This is a genomic window from Stenotrophomonas sp. FR010, assembly GCF_047520755.2.
Taxonomy (GTDB): Bacteria; Pseudomonadota; Gammaproteobacteria; order Xanthomonadales; family Xanthomonadaceae; genus Stenotrophomonas; species Stenotrophomonas sepilia.
In genome coordinates this window covers 1-17,385 of the sequence record NZ_JAXBQT020000030.1, presented here as the reverse complement: position 1 = coordinate 17,385, position 17,385 = coordinate 1, and the positions used below count along the sequence as shown (strand labels likewise).

Annotated in this window: 19 protein-coding genes; 13 read left to right on the top strand and 6 right to left on the bottom strand. The window is 67.3% G+C overall.

Going from position 1 to position 17,385, the window contains the following annotated elements:
* The first annotated feature begins 117 nt into the window (after positions 1-117).
* Genes ACM0PK_RS19805 through ACM0PK_RS19780 form a run of 6 tightly spaced genes read left to right on the top strand, consistent with a single transcriptional unit; the run spans position 118 to position 4,202 of the window.
* On the top strand, positions 118-906 hold the full coding sequence (locus ACM0PK_RS19805; protein WP_134972056.1) for an ABC transporter ATP-binding protein: 789 nt from the start codon (positions 118-120) through the stop codon (positions 904-906).
* Entirely contained in the window at positions 906-1,655 is a 750-nt protein-coding gene (locus ACM0PK_RS19800) for an MlaE family lipid ABC transporter permease subunit (RefSeq protein ID WP_005414955.1), read from the top strand. The genes ACM0PK_RS19805 and ACM0PK_RS19800 overlap by 1 nt, the downstream gene beginning before the upstream one ends.
* Before the next feature lie 59 nt (positions 1,656-1,714).
* On the top strand, positions 1,715-2,239 hold the full coding sequence (gene mlaD / locus ACM0PK_RS19795) for an outer membrane lipid asymmetry maintenance protein MlaD (protein ID WP_005411706.1): 525 nt from the start codon (positions 1,715-1,717) through the stop codon (positions 2,237-2,239).
* Positions 2,236-2,898: an MlaC/ttg2D family ABC transporter substrate-binding protein gene (locus ACM0PK_RS19790; RefSeq protein WP_414606783.1), complete on the top strand. Its 663-nt coding sequence runs from the start codon at positions 2,236-2,238 to the stop codon at positions 2,896-2,898. Before mlaD ends, ACM0PK_RS19790 begins: the two co-directional genes overlap by 4 nt.
* Complete coding sequence (locus tag ACM0PK_RS19785; protein WP_049417176.1) at positions 2,888-3,199, top strand: STAS domain-containing protein; 312 nt, start codon at positions 2,888-2,890, stop codon at positions 3,197-3,199. The genes ACM0PK_RS19790 and ACM0PK_RS19785 overlap by 11 nt, the downstream gene beginning before the upstream one ends.
* Before the next feature lies 1 nt (position 3,200).
* The gene (locus ACM0PK_RS19780) at positions 3,201-4,202 is read left to right on the top strand and encodes an MlaA family lipoprotein (protein WP_414606782.1); all 1,002 of its coding nucleotides are present in this window, start codon (positions 3,201-3,203) and stop codon (positions 4,200-4,202) included.
* A gap of 84 nt (positions 4,203-4,286) precedes the next feature.
* On the opposite strand, the gene ACM0PK_RS19775 is transcribed toward ACM0PK_RS19780, so the two are convergent.
* The 3 genes from ACM0PK_RS19775 to ACM0PK_RS19765 form a co-directional block, all read right to left on the bottom strand.
* Complete coding sequence (locus tag ACM0PK_RS19775; RefSeq protein WP_072168758.1) at positions 4,287-4,832, bottom strand: glutathione peroxidase; 546 nt, start codon at positions 4,830-4,832, stop codon at positions 4,287-4,289.
* A gap of 135 nt (positions 4,833-4,967) precedes the next feature.
* Positions 4,968-5,363 carry a hypothetical protein gene (locus ACM0PK_RS19770; protein WP_134971180.1) on the bottom strand — a complete coding sequence of 132 codons (396 nt, stop codon included), beginning with the start codon at positions 5,361-5,363 and terminating at the stop codon, positions 4,968-4,970.
* Between the two features lie 71 nt (positions 5,364-5,434).
* Complete coding sequence (locus ACM0PK_RS19765) at positions 5,435-6,991, bottom strand: DNA recombination protein RmuC (protein WP_088496512.1); 1,557 nt, start codon at positions 6,989-6,991, stop codon at positions 5,435-5,437.
* A gap of 45 nt (positions 6,992-7,036) precedes the next feature.
* On the opposite strand from ACM0PK_RS19765, the gene ACM0PK_RS19760 reads away from it, so the two are divergent.
* Positions 7,037-7,642: a glutathione S-transferase family protein gene (locus ACM0PK_RS19760; RefSeq protein ID WP_134971182.1), complete on the top strand. Its 606-nt coding sequence runs from the start codon at positions 7,037-7,039 to the stop codon at positions 7,640-7,642.
* Between the two features lie 70 nt (positions 7,643-7,712).
* Here ACM0PK_RS19760 and ACM0PK_RS19755 read toward each other — a convergent pair whose 3' ends face one another.
* A complete protein-coding gene (locus ACM0PK_RS19755) occupies positions 7,713-8,720 on the bottom strand; it encodes a zinc-binding alcohol dehydrogenase family protein (protein WP_180885177.1) in 1,008 nt (335 codons plus the stop codon).
* Between the two features lie 91 nt (positions 8,721-8,811).
* Between ACM0PK_RS19755 and ACM0PK_RS19750 the strand changes: the two genes are divergently transcribed.
* From ACM0PK_RS19750 to ACM0PK_RS19735, 4 genes are all read left to right on the top strand, one after another.
* Complete coding sequence (locus ACM0PK_RS19750; RefSeq protein WP_414606781.1) at positions 8,812-9,783, top strand: LysR family transcriptional regulator; 972 nt, start codon at positions 8,812-8,814, stop codon at positions 9,781-9,783.
* A gap of 14 nt (positions 9,784-9,797) precedes the next feature.
* Positions 9,798-10,427, top strand: a complete 630-nt coding sequence (leuE, locus tag ACM0PK_RS19745) for a leucine efflux protein LeuE (RefSeq protein WP_049417162.1) — start codon at positions 9,798-9,800, stop codon at positions 10,425-10,427.
* Entirely contained in the window at positions 10,424-10,843 is a 420-nt protein-coding gene (locus tag ACM0PK_RS19740; RefSeq protein WP_065197166.1) for a hypothetical protein, read from the top strand. Before leuE ends, ACM0PK_RS19740 begins: the two co-directional genes overlap by 4 nt.
* Before the next feature lie 205 nt (positions 10,844-11,048).
* Entirely contained in the window at positions 11,049-12,476 is a 1,428-nt protein-coding gene (locus tag ACM0PK_RS19735) for an amino acid permease (RefSeq protein ID WP_180885173.1), read from the top strand.
* Between the two features lie 93 nt (positions 12,477-12,569).
* Here ACM0PK_RS19735 and ACM0PK_RS19730 read toward each other — a convergent pair whose 3' ends face one another.
* Positions 12,570-13,811 carry a dipeptidase gene (locus ACM0PK_RS19730; protein WP_180885171.1) on the bottom strand — a complete coding sequence of 414 codons (1,242 nt, stop codon included), beginning with the start codon at positions 13,809-13,811 and terminating at the stop codon, positions 12,570-12,572.
* A gap of 178 nt (positions 13,812-13,989) precedes the next feature.
* Positions 13,990-15,159, bottom strand: a complete 1,170-nt coding sequence (locus tag ACM0PK_RS19725; protein ID WP_049417152.1) for a class I SAM-dependent rRNA methyltransferase — start codon at positions 15,157-15,159, stop codon at positions 13,990-13,992.
* A 303-nt stretch (positions 15,160-15,462) separates the two neighbouring features.
* On the opposite strand from ACM0PK_RS19725, the gene ACM0PK_RS19720 reads away from it, so the two are divergent.
* Together ACM0PK_RS19720 and ACM0PK_RS19715 are read left to right on the top strand one after the other, a co-directional pair.
* Positions 15,463-16,425, top strand: a complete 963-nt coding sequence (locus tag ACM0PK_RS19720; protein WP_134971190.1) for a TerC family protein — start codon at positions 15,463-15,465, stop codon at positions 16,423-16,425.
* A 106-nt stretch (positions 16,426-16,531) separates the two neighbouring features.
* Positions 16,532-17,302, top strand: a complete 771-nt coding sequence (locus tag ACM0PK_RS19715) for a rhomboid family intramembrane serine protease (protein ID WP_065179045.1) — start codon at positions 16,532-16,534, stop codon at positions 17,300-17,302.
* Positions 17,303-17,385: the final 83 nt, after the last annotated feature.

Genomic DNA, 17,385 nt, shown 5'->3' with positions numbered 1-17,385 from the left:
GCCGATTGTCCCGGCCTGGCAAGGGTCGTGCCGTGCCACAATACTGGACCGTCCAGTCTGCTTATGTTCAGCCGACGGGCCCGATCCTTCGATGTCTAAAAAACGTTAACGGTGCCCATGTCGGCTTCCACCTCCAGTCTGGTGCAGTTATCCAACGTCCGCATCGACCGGAGCGGGCGCACGATCCTGCGCGACGTGTCGCTGCAGGTGCCCAAGGGCAGCATCACGGCCGTGCTGGGCCCGTCCGGCAGTGGCAAGTCGACCCTGCTGGCGGCACTGACCGGCGAACTGCGCCCGGTGGCTGGCGAGGTCACCCTGTTCGGCAAGCCGATTCCGCAGGACAACGGCGCGCTGCTGGAAATGCGCAAGAGTGTGGGGGTGCTGCTGCAGGGCAATGGCCTGCTGACCGACCTCACTGTGGCCGAAAACGTCGCGCTGCCGCTGCGCACGCATACCCGCCTGCCGACCGCCGTGCTGCGCCGTCTTGTGCAAATGAAGCTGCATGCGGTGGGCCTGCTGGCCGCTGCCGATGCCTGGCCGCGCGAACTGTCCGGTGGCATGGCGCGCCGCGTCGCGCTGGCCCGTGCGCTGGCGCTGGACCCGCCGCTGATGATCTACGACGAGCCGCTGACCGGGCTGGACCCGATCGCCTCCGGCGTGATCATGAGCCTGATCCAGCGCCTCAACCACAGCCTGGGCCTGACCAGCATCATTGTCAGCCACCACGTGCACGAGACCCTGCCGATCTGCGACCAGGTGATCGCCATCGCCAATGGCGGCATCGTGTTCCAGGGCACGCCCGAGGCGCTGCAGTCCAGCCAGGACCCGTTGCTGCGGCAGTTCCTGCACGGCCAGCCCGATGGCCCCATTCCGTTCGATGCCGCGCCGCGCGCGAGGGTCGCCTGATGCCGTTCGTCCAAGCCACCCGCTCGCTGGGTCGCGCCGGCCTGTTCTCGCTGACCGTGCTGCGTGGTTCGCTGCCGACCCGTGATTTCCTGGCCGAGCTGACCCGCGAGATCTACAAGATCGGCGCGCGCTCGCTGCCGATCATCGCCGTCGGTGGTGCCTTCGTCGGCCTGGTGCTGACCCTGCAAGGCTACCGCACGCTGACCACCTTCGGAGCGGCCGACGCGCTGTCGACCCTGCTCGGCCTGTCGCTGTACCGCGAACTGGCGCCGGTGCTGACCGCGCTGCTGTTCATCGGCCGCGCCGGCAGCTCGATCGCCGCCGAACTTGGCCTGATGCGCGCCACCGACCAGATCAAGGCACTGGAGCTGATGGCGATCGACCCGGTGGCCAAGGCCGTCGCGCCGCGCTTCTGGGCGGCGGTGCTGACCGTGCCGCTGCTGACCGGCATCTTCTGCTCGCTGGCGATCAGCGCCAGCTACTTCGAAGCGGTGCATGTGCTGGGCCTGGACAATGGCGTGTTCTGGTCGGCACTGCGCAACAGCGTCGATTTCTGGGATGACTTCGGCGTGGCGATGCTGAAGTCGGCGATCTTCGGCGGCACCGCAGCGCTGGTCGCCGCCTATGTTGGTTTCCACGCCGAGCCGACCATCGAGGGCACCTCGGTGGCGACCACCCGTGCGGTGGTCAATGCCTCGCTGCTGGTGCTGATGTTCAACTTCGTGCTGTCGGCAATGTTGTTCACCTAACCCCTCCACCGGCGGTGCGCAGGCGCGCGCGGCCACCACGACTCGATCAGGTAATCCACATGGCCATCCGCGGTCCCAGACTCGAATTCTCTGTCGGCGCATTCCTGCTGCTGGCCCTGGCCTCGCTGATGGTGCTGGCCGTGGCCTCGACCAACCAGCGCTGGAGCTGGGGCAGCCAGGGCTACGAGCTGAAGGCGCGCTTCTCCCAGGTCGGCCAGCTGCGCAAGCAGGCGCCGGTGAAGATCGGCGGCGTCACCGTCGGCCAGGTCGCCTCGATCGACCTGGATCCGGTGAAGTTCGAATCCATTGTGACCCTGCGCATGGACAGCAAGGTCAAGGACCTGCCGGCGGACACCTCGGCGGGCATCTTCACCAGTGGTTTGCTCGGCGAGAGCTATATCGGTCTGCAGCCGGGCGGCGACCCGGACGTGCTGAAGGCCGGTGACGAGATCGTCTTCACCCAGCCGGCGGTGGACCTGATCCAGCTGGTCGGCAAGTACATGTTCAGTGGCGGCGCCGGTGGCGGCGCTGCTCAGAAGCCCAACGATGGCGCGCAGGCGCCTGCAACGGAACCGCAACCATGAAAATGAAACTGATCCCCGCCCTGCTCGCCTCGGCGCTGCTGATGGCCACTCCGTTCCTTGCCCAGGCCCAGGCGGGCGCCCCCGCCGCTGCCGCAGCGCAGGGCCAGGCCGGCAAGGTGGTGATCGATGCCAGCACGCGCATTCTCACCACGCTGCAGCAGCGCCGCAGCGAGTTCAGCAGCAACCCGGCCAGCCTGCGCAGCTACATCGACAGCGAACTGAACCGCACCTTTGACCGCGACTATGCGGCACGCCTGGTGCTGGGCCCGCACGCCCGCGGCGCCTCCGACGCCGACATCAAGCTGTTCGCCGATGCGATGGCCGACAGCCTGATGCAGCGCTACGGTTCGACCCTGCTCAACATCCAGGGCAAGCCGAGCTTCCGCCTGAAGGGTGAAAGCCCGCTGCCGGGCAACCGTGGCGTGCGCGTCAGCACCGAACTGGTGCGCGCCGGCAACGAACCGACCCCGGTCGAGTACTGGATGCGCAACGTGAACGGCCAGTGGAAGATCTTCGACGTCAACATCGAAGGCATTTCCTACGTGCAGACCTTCCGCAACCAGTTCGATACGCCCTTGCGCCAGAAGGGCATCAAGCAGGTGGCCAGCGAGCTGCACAGCGGCAGCATGCAGGCCGGGCCGGCGGGCAATGGCAAGTAACGCACTGGCGCTGCTGGAAGGCGACACCCTGCGCCTGCGCGGGGTGCTCGACCGTGCCGCGGTGATCGCGCTGTGGCCGCAACTGCAGGCCCTGCCAGCCAAGCTGGCGCGGCTGGAGCTGGGCGAGGTCGAGCGCGTGGACAGCGCCGGCCTGGCCCTGCTGGCCGAACTGGCCTCCCGGGCACGCAAGGCGGGCCATGCGCTGGCCATTTCCGGCGCGCCGGCCGGCTTCAACGAGCTGAGCGCGGCCTACCGGCTGTCGCCCGACCTGGACTTCAACGCTACTTCTGCTGCGAGCTGACATGAACGTCGTACGCACTTTCCCCCTGATCCTCCTGGCCACCGCCCTGACCGCCTGTGCCGGCAAGCCCGCGCGCAGCGACGCACCGGTCGCCAGCACCGTGGTCCCGGCCGGCGCTCCCGCCGAAGCGACGCCCGCCGACACCGGCGTGACCGAGGTGGCCCCGGTGGACAACCCGCCGATCGCCACCGCTGCGGCGCCGACCCCGCCCGCAACCAGTGCCGATGCCGATGCGGCCAAGACCGCCGCAGCCACTGCACCGGGCGGTGATGATGATTTCGATGCCCTGTACGGTGGTGCCAGCAACACCGGCAGTGCGGCCGCCTATGACCCGTGGGAACCGTTCAACCGCAAGGTGCACAAGTTCAACAACGCGGTCGACCGTGGCATCGCCCGCCCGCTGGCCACGGCCTACACCCACGTGGTGCCACGCTTCGCGCGTACCGGCATCAGCAACTTCTTCAGCAATCTGCGCGCACCGGTGACCATCACCAACCAGCTGCTGCAGGGCCGCGGTGCAGATGCGTGGGACAGCCTCGGCCGCTTCCTGATGAACAGCACGCTGGGCCTCGGTGGCCTGTTCGATCCGGCCAGCAAGGCAATGGTGCCGCGTCGCAATGAAGATTTCGGCCAGACCCTGGGTGCCTGGGGCTGGCGTCGTTCGCGCTACGTGGAACTGCCGTTCTTCGGCCCGCGTACCGTGCGCGATGTGTTCGGCCTGGCCGGTGACATCCCGTTGTCGCCGATCCGCCGCATCGAGGAAGACAAGGTCCGCATCGGCCTGCAGGGCCTGCAGCTGGTCGACACCCGCGCGCAGCTGCTGGCGATCGACGATCTGCGCGACACCGCCGTGGACGAGTACTCGCTGGTGCGCGATGCGTGGATGCAGCGCCGCAACTACCAGATCGAGAACGACCTGCGCAGCAAGCGCGACCGCGGCCATGACGATGCCAATTCGCCGATCCCCGTGGATGCGATGCCGATGCCGAACTGGAGCAACTGATCGCTGCAACCCGTGCATGAAAAAACCCCGCCTCGGCGGGGTTTTCTTTTCCGGCAGGTGCCAACCCGGATTGGCACGCTTTGCTCAGGCCACCAGCGCGGCCTCGATGGCGTCGCGCAGGCGCACGTCATCGGCCGCCACGTCCGGGGCAAAGCGTGCAATCACCTTGCCATCACGGCCGACCAGGAACTTCTCGAAGTTCCACAGCACCGCCGGTGCCGGATGGATCGGGATCTCCTTGCTGGCCAGGCGCTCGCGCAGCGGGCCTTCGCCGATCGACTGCGGCTGGGCGGCGGTCAGCTGCTGGTACAGCGGGTGGGTGTCATCACCGGCCACGCTGATCTTGGAGAACATCGGGAAACTGACATCGTAGGTGAGCTGGCAGAACTGCTGGATCTCGGCCTCGCTGCCCGGCTCCTGGCCAAGGAAGTTGTTGGCGGGGAAGCCCAGCACTTCCAGGCCCTGCGCATGCTTTTCCGCATACAGCGCCTGCAGGCCTTCGTACTGCGGGGTCAGGCCGCACTTGGAGGCGACGTTGACCAGCAGCAGCACCTTGCCCTGGTAGTCGGCAAGCGAGGACGGCTGGCCGTCGATGGTGGTGAGGGGAATGTCCTGGATCGGGGTGCTCACGCGGGGCTCCGGCTACGGCGGGAATGGCCGACCAGCATAGCGCCGCGCGATGCCGGTAGTGCCGGCCGCTGGCCGGCAATCGTGCGACCGTTCGCACGGGTTCATGAGGCTGCCGGCCAGCGGCCGGCGCGAGGATCAGTCCACGCAGATCGTACCCTGCGCCTTGCCGTCCTCGATACGCTGGCGGCAACCGAAGTTCTGGCTGGCATCACGCTGGCAGGTACCGGACGCCGCATCACCGGCCACTGCCTCGCCTGCGGCCAGGCACTGGCCCGTGCAGTCGCTTTTGCGGCTGCAGGCCTTGCCGGCGTCGGCATAGGGAATCACGCATTGCTCGCGCTGCAGCCGGCCGAGCCGCTGCAGGGTGCCACCGGCGGCCTGGCAGTCGACGTCGCGTGCTTCGCGGTAGGCCTCGACCGCTTCGGGGGTGCTGGAGGCGGCCTGCGTGGTCGTGCCCACGGTCGTTGGCGCGCTGCCGCAGGCGGCGAGCAGCGCGGTCAGGACAAAGCTGGTGAAGCGGGGCAGGCGCATGGCGGTACCTGGTTGAAGCGGACAGGCCGCCAGCATACCCATCGGCGATGCAGGCGGCGTGCCAGCGTGGCTCAGGCCTCGTCGCCCTCGCCGTCACTGCCTTCCTCCTCGGCCACCGCATCACCCTCGGCCAGGTCGCCGAGCAGCGACTGCGCCTGTTCGGACGCCAGCGACTCCACGCCACGCAGGCGGCGTTCGATCGTGCGGGTCTTGCGGCTGGCCTCGCCGATGCTGCGGCCAACGGTAGTGATCTGCTTCTCGGCCTTTTCCAGGATGCCGGCGAACTTCCCGAACTCGCTCTTGACCGCACCCAGCAGGCTCCACACTTCGCTGGATCGCTTTTCAATGGCCAGCGTGCGAAAGCCCATCTGCAGGCTGTTGAGCAACGCAGTGACCGTGGTCGGTCCGGCCACCACCACACGGTGCTCGCGCTGCAGCAGGTCAACCAGGCCCGGGCGCCGGATCACCTCGGCATACAGGCCTTCGGTGGGCAGGAACATCACCGCGAAGTCCGTGGTGTGCGGCGGCACGATGTACTTGTCGCAGATCGACTTGGCCTGCACGCGCACCGCGCGCTCCAGCTGGATGCCCTGCAGGCGCACGCCTTCGGCATCGCCCTGTTCCTGTGCGTCCAGCAGGCGCTCGTAGTCCTCGCGCGGGAACTTGGAGTCGATCGGCAGCCACACCGGCGTGTCGTCGCTGCTGCGGCCCGGCAGGCGCACGGCGATATCGACCATCTCGCCACTATCCGGGCGCACCCTCACCGCACGCGCGTACTGCTCCTGGGTGAGTGTCTGCTCGAGGATGTTCTCCAGCTGCACTTCGCCCCAGCTGCCGCGGTTCTTGACGTTGGTCAGCACGCGCTTGAGGTCGCCCACGCCGGTGGCCAGCTGCTGCATCTCGCCGAGGCCACGCTGCACCTGTTCCAGGCGCTCGGAGACGAGCTTGAAGGAATTGCCCAGTCGCGTTTCCAGCGTCGACTGCAGCTTCTCGTCCACGGTGTGGCGCATCTGCTCCAGCTTCTGCGCGTTGTCGTTCTGCAGCGCGCGCAGCTGTTCCTCCAGCGTGGCACGCATCTCGGCGATGCGCTGCTCGTTGCGCTGTGTCAGTTCCTGCAGGCGCAGGCCCAGACTGTCGGTCAGGCGCTGCTGCGACAGCGCGCCCTCCTCGCGGCCCTTGCGTGCATCGTCCACCAGGGTCTGGCGCAGCGCCCCGAGCTGGGTATCGGTGCGCGCAGTGAGCTCCTGCAGCTGCTGGCCAAACGCATGGATGCGTGCCTCCTGCTGCTGGCCGAAGGTCTCCAGCTGGCCGCGCAGTTCCTGCAGCCGCTGCCCCATCAATGCTGCGCCGCGCTGCTGGCTGTCGGCTACTTCAGCGCGCGCTTTGCGGGCATCTTCGCCCAGCGCTTCGCGCAGCAGGTCCAGGCGCTGATCGGTGCGGGTGGACAGATCGGTCAGCGCGCGGGCGAAGCCATCGAGCTGTTCGCGCAGTTCGCTGCGCCCGGCGCGCGCCTCCTCGCGCACGGCCTGTTCCAGGCGGTCATGCGGCGGGCGGCGCAGCAGGGCGACCAGCTGCAGGATGAGCACGGCCAATAGAAGGCCGGCAATGAGCAGGTATTCGGTTTGCATGGGGCAAGTGTAGGCTGGCCGAGTCTCAGCTGCTGCGTCAGGACCATGCTCGCTCTGTACGGAAAGCCGACCTCCATCAACGTGCGCAAGGTGCTGTGGCTGTGCGCCGGCCTCGACCTGCCACTCCAACACGAGCCAGAACCACCGGCGGACCTGCTGGCCACGTTGAATCCGAACCGGCAGGTGCCGGTCCTGCGCGATGGCGGCTTCGTGCTGTGGGAATCGAACAGCATCTGCCGCTACCTGGCCGTACGTGCTGGCCGTGATGACCTGCTGCCCGGTACGGCGCAGGATCGCGCCCGGGTCGAGCAGTGGATGGACTGGCAGGCCAGCGACCTCAACAGCGCCTGGCGGCACGTGTTCATGGCGCGCGTGCGGCGGCACCCGGACTACCCGGACGATGCCCGCGCCGAGGCCAGCCTGGCGCAATGGAACCACTTGATGGGCGTACTCGACACACAATTGGCCGGTGGCCACTGCCACGTGACGGGCAACGCCTTCACCCTGGCCGACATCGTGCTCGGGCTGTCGGCCCAGCGCTGGCGCAGCACACCCGGCAACAAGCCCGTGCTGCCACACCTCTCGGCGTGGTTCGAACGGCTGCGCGAGCAGCCCGGTTTCGCCACCCACGTCGACAACAGCGTGGCCTGAGGCAGGGGTCAGATCCCTTTCCCTGGGGGGAAAGGGATCTGACCCCAAGGGCGCGCGGGAACCGCCGGTGTTACCAGCCTTCCAGCACGATCTTGCCCTTGGCGCGCTGGCTTTCCAGCAGCGCGTGGGCGCGCCGCATGTTGGCCGCGTCGATGCGCCCGAAGTGCTCGCCCAGGGTGGTGTGCAGCACGCCCGTGTCGATCAGCTCGGCCACACGGTTCAACAGGTCGTGCTGGCGCTGCATGTCGGCGGTGCGGTACAGCGGCCGGGTGAACATCGACTCCCAATGCAGTGACAGTGCCTTGCGCTTGAGCGCCATCACGTCCACCTGGCCCGGGTCATCGATCAGCCCCAGTTGGCCCTGCGGTGCCAGCAGTTCCACGATCTGCGCGTAGTACTGGTCGGAGTGGGTCAGGCTGGCGACATGCTGCACCTCGCTGATGCCGAGCCGCGCCAGTCCCTCGGCCAGCGGCAGGCTGTGGTCGATCACGTGGTGTGCCCCCATTGCGTACGCCCAGTCCTGGGTATCCGGGCGCGAGGCGGTGCCGATCACGGTCAGCCTGGTCAGCTTCCGCGCCAGCTGCACCAGGATCGAACCGACACCACCAGCAGCACCGATCACCAGCAGGGTCTGGCCTTCGCCACCACCCTCCGGGATGCGCAGGCGGTCGAACAGCAGCTCCCAGGCGGTGATTGCAGTCAGTGGCAACGCTGCGGCGGCGGCATCGTCGAGACTGGCCGGCTTGCGCCCAACGCTGCGCTCATCCACCAGCTGGTACTGCGCATTGCTGCCCGGGCGGTCGATGACGCCGGCGTAGTAGACCGCGTCGCCGGGCTGGAACAGGGTCACCTCGCTGCCCACCGCATCAACAATGCCGACCGCATCCCAGCCCAGCACGCGCGGGCCATCGGTGGCCACGCCGCGGCGGACCTTGGTGTCGACCGGGTTCACCGCCACCGCGCGTACCGCCACCCGCAGGTCACGCGGGCCGGGCTGCGGCAGTTCCAGTTCAATATCGATCAGCGCCTGGGCATCATCGATCGGCAGGCCGGCTTGGGTGTAGGCAATGGCGCGCATGGCAGCGGTCCAGTGGGGAAGGAGGCGACAGGTTGCGCCGCACGCGGTCCCTCGGAAAGGCGCAGAATCGGGCAGCACTTTCACTCTGGCGATGAAGATGATCCGCTTCGACGATCTGCAGCTGTTCATCCGTACTGCCGCACTGGGCAGCTTCTCGCAGGCGGCCCGCGAAGCCGACCTGCTGCCGGGGCAGGTTGCTGCGGCGGTGGCGCGGCTGGAACGCGAGCTGGACCTGCGCCTGTTCGTGCGCACCACGCGCAGCCTGCGCCTGACCGGCGAGGGGGCGCTGTACCTGCCGTATGCGCAGGAGGTGCTGGCCACCCTGCGCGAGGGCCAGGCGCGCGTGCAGGGCGAAGACACCGAACTGCACGGCACCCTGCAGCTGTCGGCGCCGTCGGACTTCGGTCGAAATCTGCTGCTGCCCTGGCTGAGCGCCTTTCGCGCCGCGCACCCCCGGCTGCGCCTGCACCTGCGCCTGTCCGACGAAGTGGCCGACGTGTTCCGCGACCCGGTCGACGTGGCCATCCGCATCGGCCACTTCGACGACGCCAACTACGTCGCCCTGCCCCTGCTGGAAGGCAATCGGCGCGTACTCGCGGCGTCACCCGACTATCTGCAGCGGCGCGGCACGCCCACCCGCCTGGAAGATCTGCGCGAGCATGATTGCCTGGTCTACCAGCTCAGTGGCCGCGCCTATGATCGCTGGTCGTTCGAGGTCGACGGGCGCCGCAGCGTGATTCCGGTGCGCGGCCCGCTGGTCTGCGATGACGCCGATGTGGTGCGACGCTGGGCGGTGGCCGGCGAAGGCATCACCTACAAATCCTGGCTGGACCTGCGCGAGGATGTGCTCGCAGGGCGCCTGCAGCTGCTGCTCGACGGCATCGGCAGCCACATACCGTTGCAGCTGGTCTGCCCGCACCGCAAGCAGTTCTCGCCGGCGGTGCGGCAGCTGCACGCGCAGCTGCGCCAGCACCTGCAACCTCTGCTGTCTGGCATGCCCGAGGGTCCTGCCGGCCCCCTGTCGCCAGTCCCGGCGCTGGCCGACAATGGCGGCCCCCCGTAAGAGAGAACGCCGCCATGCCGTGGATGGGCATCCAGGACCTGTGGACGTTTCTGGTCGCCGTGCTGGTGTTTCTCGCCCTGCCCGGCCCCGGTACCTTCACCCTGCTGACCGCCACCGGCCGTGGTGGCGTGCGCGGCGGTTACACCGCACTGGCCGGCCTGCTGGTCGGCGACCAGATCCTGATGTGGCTCGCGCTGGCCGGCGTGGCCGCGCTGCTCAAGGCAAACCCGCTGGTGTTCCACGCCGTGCAGTACCTGGGTGCGGCCTACCTGGTGTGGGTCGGCATCGGCCTGCTGCGCACACCGAAACACGAGGGCGGTGATGCCGGCCCGATCCGCATGCAGCCGGGCCGCTACTTCCAGCAGGCGATCCTGGTCAGCCTGCTCAACCCGAAGGCAATCCTGTTCTACATGGCCTTCCTGCCGTTGTTCATCGATCCCAAGGCACACCAGGGCATCGCCACCTTCGCGGCACTGGCCGGCATCATCCTGGTGGTCAGCATCGCCTACTGCTCGATGCTGATCGGCGTGGGCAACCTGGCCCGTCGCCGGCTGATCCAGCACCCGCGGATCAGCGACGCGCTGCGCCGCGTGGCCGGCCTGTTCCTGGTGGGGTTTGGCATCCGGTTGGGGCTGAACGGATGAACGGGCGGCTGCCGCTGCTCGGCCTGGCCCTGCTGTTCGCCGGCACCGCCTCTGGCGCCACCGTACAGGACCATCGCTGCCTGACCGGCGGTCGCAACGGCAGCATCCACCTGGAATGGCGCTGGCTGGAGGACGGACAGTCCGACGTGCGCTACGCCGGCCAGCGCAAGCGCCTGCCCCTGCGCCGGATCTCGATGCAAACCACGGTGCTGGCCGAAGATCGTCCGTACCAGTTTGACAGCGTCTGGGAAGAGCGCATCGATGGCCGCCTCAACGGCCGCTACCTGTTGAGCACCCAGGGCGCGCTGGTGCTGGATCTGCGTTACGAACGCGCCCGCGACGGCCACAGCACAACCTTCCACGACGACCCCGAAGCTTGGCAGGAGGATGGCTGCCATTGGCCGCGATCACCCTGACCCTCGGTTTGCCCTGCCAGCTGGACGATCGTAGGACGAGTTCGATTTGTTGCTCAGATTGTGCTGATTTCGTCATCATTGACGGCGTTCAGTCTCCATCAGTGACGCATCCAACCCGGGTATGACCCCCGTCAGTGGTAATGCTGCGCTGCGTTCGGTCACACTCGGGAACTTGTCGTTTCCAGTCACCCCTTCCGAGGCCTGCATGTCCCTGTTCCGGCGCAAGTCCCTAGATTCCGTCACCGTCCACGAAGCCGGCAGGCGTCTGATCCCGACGCTCAGCTGGCCGCACCTGATCGCGCTGGGCATCGGTGCCATCGTCGGTACCGGCATCTACACGCTGATCGGCGTCGGTGCCAACCTGGCCGGCCCGGCGGTGCTGATCTCCTTCGCTATCGCCGGTGCGGTCTGTGCCTGTGCGGCGCTGTCCTACGCCGAGCTGTCGACGATGATGCCGGCCGCCGGCAGTGCCTACACCTACAGCTACAGCGCGCTGGGTGAGGTGTTTGCCTGGGTGGTGGGCTGGAGCCTGATCCTGGAGTACTCGCTGGTGGTGAGTACGGTGGCGGTGGGCTGGTCCGGCTACTTCGTCGGCTTCCTCGAATGGGTCCACACCCAGTTCGGCTGGAACGTACACCTGCCGGCCTGGCTGGCAGCCGGCCCGCATGTGGAAGGCGGAATGATCAACCTGCCGGCGATCATCATCACCTGGCTGGTGGCCGGCATGCTGATGGCCGGCACCAAGGAGAGCGCCACCCTCAATGCCATCCTGGTGGTGTTCAAGCTGATCGCGCTGGCGATCTTCGTCGCCGTGGCCCTGCCCGCCTTCGACAGCGCCAACCTGCAGCCGTTCATGCCGTACGGCTTTGCCAAGTCGATGGGCCCCGATGGCGTCGAGCACGGCGTGATGGCGGCGGCAGCCATCATCTTCTTCGCCTTCTACGGCTTCGATGCAATCTCCACCGCCGCCGAGGAGACCAAGAACCCGGGCCGCGACCTGTCGATCGGCATCATCGGTTCGATGATCGGCTGCACCATCGTCTACGTGCTGGTGGCGCTGGCGGCAGTTGGTGCGATGAGCTACGCGGTGTTCGGCCACAGCGCCGAGCCGCTGGCGCTGATCATGCGCCAGCTGGGTCATCCGACCGCGGCAATGGTGATCGGCGTGATCGCGATCATCGCCCTGCCGACCGTGCTGCTGGCCTTCCTGTACGGCCAGAGCCGCATCTTCTTTGTGATGAGCCGCGATGGCCTGCTGCCGCGTGGCCTGTCCAAGGTCAACGCACGTACCGGCACGCCGGTGGCGACCACGTTGTTCACTGCGGTGGTGGTGTCGGCGCTGGCCGGCGTGGCGCGCCTGGATGAGATCGCGGCGCTGGCCAATGCCGGCACCCTGGCCGCGTTCACCGCAGTGGGTGTCTGCCTGGTGGTGCTGCGCCTGCGCGAGCCGAACCGCGAGCGCACCTTCCGCACGCCGGTGGCTTTCGTGGTCGGCCCGCTGGCCGCACTGGGCTGCATCTACCTGTTCATCAGCCTGCCGCACACCACTCAGCTGTACTTCCTGCTGTGGAACGTGGTCGGCCTGGTGTTGTACTTCCTGTACAGCCGCCGCCACGCACTGATCGCGAAGTAACCGGCTCGCCGGTAGTGCCGGCCGCTGGCCGGCACCTCGCATCCTGTTGATACGAGCAATGCCGGCCAGCGGCCGGCACTACCGCAGGGCGCTTCAACCGCCCTGCTTTGCAGCGTAATCCTGCGCCTGGCGCATCACCCGCAGCAGGTTGCCGCCCCAGATGCCGGCAATCTGCTTCTCGGTATAGCCCTTGCGCAGCAGCCACGCGGTGATCTTCGGCAGCTGGCTGACATCGGGCAGGTCACTCAGTCCGCCACCACCATCCCAGTCCAGGCCGATGCCCACGTGCTCGGGCCCGACCACCGAGAGGATGTGCTCGAAGTGGGCGAAGAAGTCGTCCAGGCTGGCGTGGCGCACCGGGTGCTCATGGTCCAGCCCCTGTTCGGCCTTCAGCAGCGCAACGCCCTGTTCGATGCCCATGCCTTCCCAGCCGCCCAGCTGCTTGCTCAGCGCTTCCTCGGCCTGCTTGCGCTCGGGCGTCTTTGCGGTGTCGATCAGGTAGCCGCCATAGGCGTTCACCTGGATCACGCCGCCGGCCTTGGCCAGTTTGCGCAGGCGCGCATCGTCGAGATTGCGCGGATGGTCATAGACCGCCTTGGCCGAGCTGTGCGACAGCACGAACGGCACCGGCATCATTGCCAGCAGGTCGTCGAACACCGCGTCCGAGGCGTGCGACTGGTCGATCACGATGCCCAGCTTCACCGCCTCCCGCACCAGCTCCTTGCCGGCCGGGCTAAGTCCTTTCCATTCCGCGCCCTTGGGATCGGTGGCCGAATCGGCGAACTCGTTGTTGGCGAAGTGCACGGTGCTGAGCAGGCGCAGGCCGGCGCGGTGATAGAACGACAGCAGGCTGGGGTCGGCCACCAGCGGGCTGGCGTTTTCCATGCTGATGTAGACCACGCGCTTGCCGGCAGCCTTGATCCGCGCTGCGTCATCGGCGGTCAGTGCCAGCGCGAAGCGCTCGGGATTGGCCGCCAGCATCTCGCGGATCTGCATCAATCGCTGCAGCCCGTGGTCACGCTCGGCAAGATGCGCGGCGGCGCTGCGGTCGCCCTGATCGGTGTAGATCGCCCAGAAGCCGCCATCCAGCGCGCCTTCGACCATGCGTGGGTAATCCACCTGCGAAAGGGCGTTGCGGTCGTGGCGCTGCTCGATGTCAAAACCGGCTCGGCCGAAATTGGCCGGTGTATCGAGGTGGCTGTCGAGCGTGACCAGGCGCTGCTGCAACGCCTTGGCACGGGCCAGCTCCTGCGCGCTGAACTCGATGGCGTGGGCCGACAGCGGCGCGCACAGCGCCAGGGCGAGCACGACGGACAGGTGGCGCAACGAAGGCATGGGCTCTCACCGGCATGGGGAAGAGCCCGACCATAGCGCCGTGGCCGGCCGTTTTGTAGAGCTGCGCCGCGCCACCTGAACATCGGGGCGCCGTTTTCACGAACGCATCGCAGTGCGCGGAAAGCTGACCGCCGGGCAGTGGACATGATTCATGCCCGGCGAACGCAGAAGCCGACCGTCAATCCACCACGCGGCAGAACACGGCCTTCAGGTAACGCGATTCCTGCACGTGGGCCATGAACGGATGGTCCGGACCAGCGCCGGCCACCTTCAGGATCTGGATCGTGCGGCCGGAGAAGTACGCCGCCCGGCGCAGCATGTCGAGGAACTGGTCCTCGGCCACCAGGCCGGTGCAGGAGAAGGTGGCGAACAGGCCGCCCGGCTTGACCACGCCCAGCGCCAGCTTGTTCATGTCCAGGTACTTCTTCAGTGCGGTGATGACCTGGTCGCGGTCGCGGGTCATCTTCGCCGGGTCCAGGATCACCACGTCGTACTGCTCACCGCGGTTGGCGGCGTCGCGCAGCCACGGGAAGATGTCGGACTGGATGAACTTCGGGCGCACGTTGTTCAGGCGCGAATTGCCCTTGGCGATCTGGATCACGTCTTCGTCGATGTCGATGCCGATCACTTCCGAAGCACCACGCGCCGCCGCGTACACGGCAAAACCGCCGGTGTTGCAGCACAGGTCGAGCACGCTCTTGCCTTCCACCTGCTGGCTCAGCCACTCGCGGTTCTCGCGCTGGTCGGCGAAGAAACCGGTCTTGTGCGCACCGGCCGGGTCGGCGCGGAACTTGATGCCGTACTCGGTGATCACCGACGCTTCGGTGGTGGTGTTGCCGTGGAAGTCGAAGCTTTCCTGCTTCTGCACGTGCTCGTCGGCGAAGCTGTGGAAGCGGCAGCCGGGGAACTGCTCGCGCAGCGCATCGTAGATCCATTCGCGGTGGCGGAACATGCCGGCGGCGAAGAACTCGACCACCACCAGGTCGCCGTAGCGGTCCACCACCAGGCCGGACAGGCCGTCACCTTCGCTGTGCACGACACGCCAGGCGTCGGACACCGCGTCGAGCTTGAGCACCTCACGGCGCAGCGACACTGCCTGGGCGATCTTGCGCGAGAACCAGCCGGCATCCACCGGTACGTTCTGGTCGGTTTCAAGGATGCGCACGGCAATGCGCGAGTGCCCGTTGTAGAACCCGCGGCCAATGAACTCGCCATCGATGCCGACCACGTCGACGATGGAACCGGGCTTGGGCCGGACGGTCGGCTTCTCGACCAGTTTCTGGAAGATCCACGGGTGGCTGGAGCGCCACGCATTCTTGAGGCGGACAATCGGAAGGGGGGTATTCATCCACCCATTGTAAACCGGGCGCCGGGGTCGGATCCCCGCAGGGGCTCTGACCCCGGCAAACCGGCATTTGACGGCGGCGGGGGCCAGACGGCAGAATCGGCGCCAGAAGGGGAGTAGCTCCCAGACGTTGTCGCCGTCATTTCGAGCCCGCAGGCTCCGGTGCAACGGCAGTTCCAGCCGACTGGAACTGCGAGCGAGACCTTCGCCGTACTGGCGAAGCTCTGTCCCTGGATCCCCTCCCGATCCTCCGTTGCAGATCCTCGCCGTCCGGCCTGGCATTCATCTTTCCAACGGACATTCCCAATGCAGACGATCGGTAACGTGTGGTTGTGGGGCGGCTTCGCAGCGGTGGTGGTCATCGCCCTGCTGGTCGACCTCGTGTTGATGCGCCATGGTGGACCGCACAAGGTCACCTTCAAGGAGGCCCTGTGGTGGTCCATCGGCTGGGTCGCGCTGGCCCTGCTGTTCAACGCCGGCCTCTGGTACTACCTGAATGAGACCGCCGGCCAGGTCGTGGCCAACAAGGTCGGCCTCGAGTTCCTGACCGGCTACCTGGTCGAGAAGGCGCTGGCGGTCGACAACATCTTTGTCTTCCTGATGATCATGAGCTACTTCGCGGTGCCGGAAGAGCAGCGCCAGAAGGTGCTGATCATCGGCATCCTGGGTGCGATCGTGCTGCGTACGATCATGATCTTCGCTGGTAGCGCGCTGATCAGCCAGTTCCATTGGCTGCTCTACGTGTTCGGTGCCTTCCTGCTGTTCACCGGCTGGAAGATGTGGTTCGCCGCCGGCCAGGAGCCGGACCTGGAGACCAATCCGGCCCTGCGCTGGATGCGCAAGCACCTGCGCCTGCTGCCGGACTACGCCGGCAACGCGCTGAGCGTGAAGCGTGATGGCGTGCGCTGGTTCACCCCGCTGTTCGCGGTGCTGATCCTGATTGCGGTCACCGACGTGATCTTCGCCGTGGACAGCATCCCGGCAATCTTCGCGATCACCACCGACCCGTTCATCGTGCTCACCTCCAACGTGTTCGCGGTGCTGGGCCTGCGCGCGATGTTCTTCCTGCTGGCCGGCATGGCCGACCGCTTCCACCTGCTGCCGTACGGCCTGGCGCTGGTACTGGGCTTCATCGGCATCAAGATGATGATCATCGATCTGTTCAAGATCCCGACCCCGGTCTCGCTGGGCGTGGTCGCGGTGATCATCGCCGCCACCGTGGTGCTGAGCCTGAAGTACCCGCCGAAGGAAGGCGAAGGCCAGGCCTGAGCCTGACCCGTTGAACGGTGCGGCCGGTGGGATTGTCCCGCCGGCCGCCTCCACTCTCCCGTTACGGTGGCCTTGGTTTCGCGCCAGTCACCGCCATTGCTGAGGTATGGACAACAACGCGCCCCTGCCCGCCGACGACGTGCCGGCTCCCCGCAATGATCGCTCGCGCATCCTGCGGGCGTTCAATGTCAGCCTGGCCGCCGTGCTGGTGCTGGTGGCCGTGTTCGCCCTGCAGGGCACGTTCGACTGGCGACCGTGGGCGGTCGCACCGCTGGAAGCCAAGGGCCTGCTCGGCCTGATCGGCGGCCCGATGCTGCATGCCTCGGTCGAGCACATCGCCGCCAACAGCATCGCGATCCTGATCCTCGGCACCCTCGCCGGCAGCGTGTATCCGAAGGCCACCGTACGCGCGCTGCCCCTGCTGTGGCTGGGTTCGGGCCTCGGCGCATGGATGCTGGGCAATCCGGGCAGCGTGCACCTGGGCGCCAGTGGCGTGACCCACGGCCTGATGTTCCTGCTGGCCAGCCTCGGCCTGCTGCGCCGCGACCGTGCGGCGATCGCCACCGGTCTGATCGGCATGCTGTTCTACGGCGGCATGCTGATGACCATCCTGCCGCACGCCGATGGTGTGTCCTGGCAGTCGCACATGGGCGGCGCCTTCGCCGGCATCATCGCCGCGCTGCTGTTCCGCAACGCCGACCCACTGCCGCCGCGCCAGCGCTACAGCTGGGAAGACGAAGAAGACGAGGCTGAGCCGCTGTCCGACGACGAACTGGAGCCGCCGTCACCGCAGCGCGTGCCGGTGCTGTGGCAGCCGCGCGAGGGCCAGGACTACGTGGTGATCCCGTTCCGCCGCCCGGACGAACCGCGCGGTTGAGGTGAGGGTGGTGCCGGCCGCTGGCCGGCAACCTCATGAACCTTCGTTGGCAATCCTTGCGTTGCCGGCCGCTGGCCGGCAAC

What these genes read in the sequence shown, in the direction of transcription:
- ACM0PK_RS19805 (WP_134972056.1), top strand. Translation starts at nt 118, where the DNA reads ATGTCGGCTTCCACCTCCAGTCTGGTGCAGTTATCCAACGTCCGCATC.
- ACM0PK_RS19800 (WP_005414955.1), top strand. Translation starts at nt 906, where the DNA reads ATGCCGTTCGTCCAAGCCACCCGCTCGCTGGGTCGCGCCGGCCTGTTC.
- mlaD (WP_005411706.1), top strand. Translation starts at nt 1,715, where the DNA reads ATGGCCATCCGCGGTCCCAGACTCGAATTCTCTGTCGGCGCATTCCTG.
- ACM0PK_RS19790 (WP_414606783.1), top strand. Translation starts at nt 2,236, where the DNA reads ATGAAAATGAAACTGATCCCCGCCCTGCTCGCCTCGGCGCTGCTGATG.
- ACM0PK_RS19785 (WP_049417176.1), top strand. Translation starts at nt 2,888, where the DNA reads ATGGCAAGTAACGCACTGGCGCTGCTGGAAGGCGACACCCTGCGCCTG.
- ACM0PK_RS19780 (WP_414606782.1), top strand. Translation starts at nt 3,201, where the DNA reads ATGAACGTCGTACGCACTTTCCCCCTGATCCTCCTGGCCACCGCCCTG.
- ACM0PK_RS19770 (WP_134971180.1), bottom strand. Translation starts at nt 5,363, where the DNA reads ATGCGCCTGCCCCGCTTCACCAGCTTTGTCCTGACCGCGCTGCTCGCC.
- ACM0PK_RS19765 (WP_088496512.1), bottom strand. Translation starts at nt 6,991, where the DNA reads ATGCAAACCGAATACCTGCTCATTGCCGGCCTTCTATTGGCCGTGCTC.
- ACM0PK_RS19760 (WP_134971182.1), top strand. Translation starts at nt 7,037, where the DNA reads ATGCTCGCTCTGTACGGAAAGCCGACCTCCATCAACGTGCGCAAGGTG.
- ACM0PK_RS19755 (WP_180885177.1), bottom strand. Translation starts at nt 8,720, where the DNA reads ATGCGCGCCATTGCCTACACCCAAGCCGGCCTGCCGATCGATGATGCC.
- ACM0PK_RS19750 (WP_414606781.1), top strand. Translation starts at nt 8,812, where the DNA reads ATGAAGATGATCCGCTTCGACGATCTGCAGCTGTTCATCCGTACTGCC.
- leuE (WP_049417162.1), top strand. Translation starts at nt 9,798, where the DNA reads ATGCCGTGGATGGGCATCCAGGACCTGTGGACGTTTCTGGTCGCCGTG.
- ACM0PK_RS19740 (WP_065197166.1), top strand. Translation starts at nt 10,424, where the DNA reads ATGAACGGGCGGCTGCCGCTGCTCGGCCTGGCCCTGCTGTTCGCCGGC.
- ACM0PK_RS19735 (WP_180885173.1), top strand. Translation starts at nt 11,049, where the DNA reads ATGTCCCTGTTCCGGCGCAAGTCCCTAGATTCCGTCACCGTCCACGAA.
- ACM0PK_RS19730 (WP_180885171.1), bottom strand. Translation starts at nt 13,811, where the DNA reads ATGCCTTCGTTGCGCCACCTGTCCGTCGTGCTCGCCCTGGCGCTGTGC.
- ACM0PK_RS19725 (WP_049417152.1), bottom strand. Translation starts at nt 15,159, where the DNA reads ATGAATACCCCCCTTCCGATTGTCCGCCTCAAGAATGCGTGGCGCTCC.
- ACM0PK_RS19720 (WP_134971190.1), top strand. Translation starts at nt 15,463, where the DNA reads ATGCAGACGATCGGTAACGTGTGGTTGTGGGGCGGCTTCGCAGCGGTG.
- ACM0PK_RS19715 (WP_065179045.1), top strand. Translation starts at nt 16,532, where the DNA reads ATGGACAACAACGCGCCCCTGCCCGCCGACGACGTGCCGGCTCCCCGC.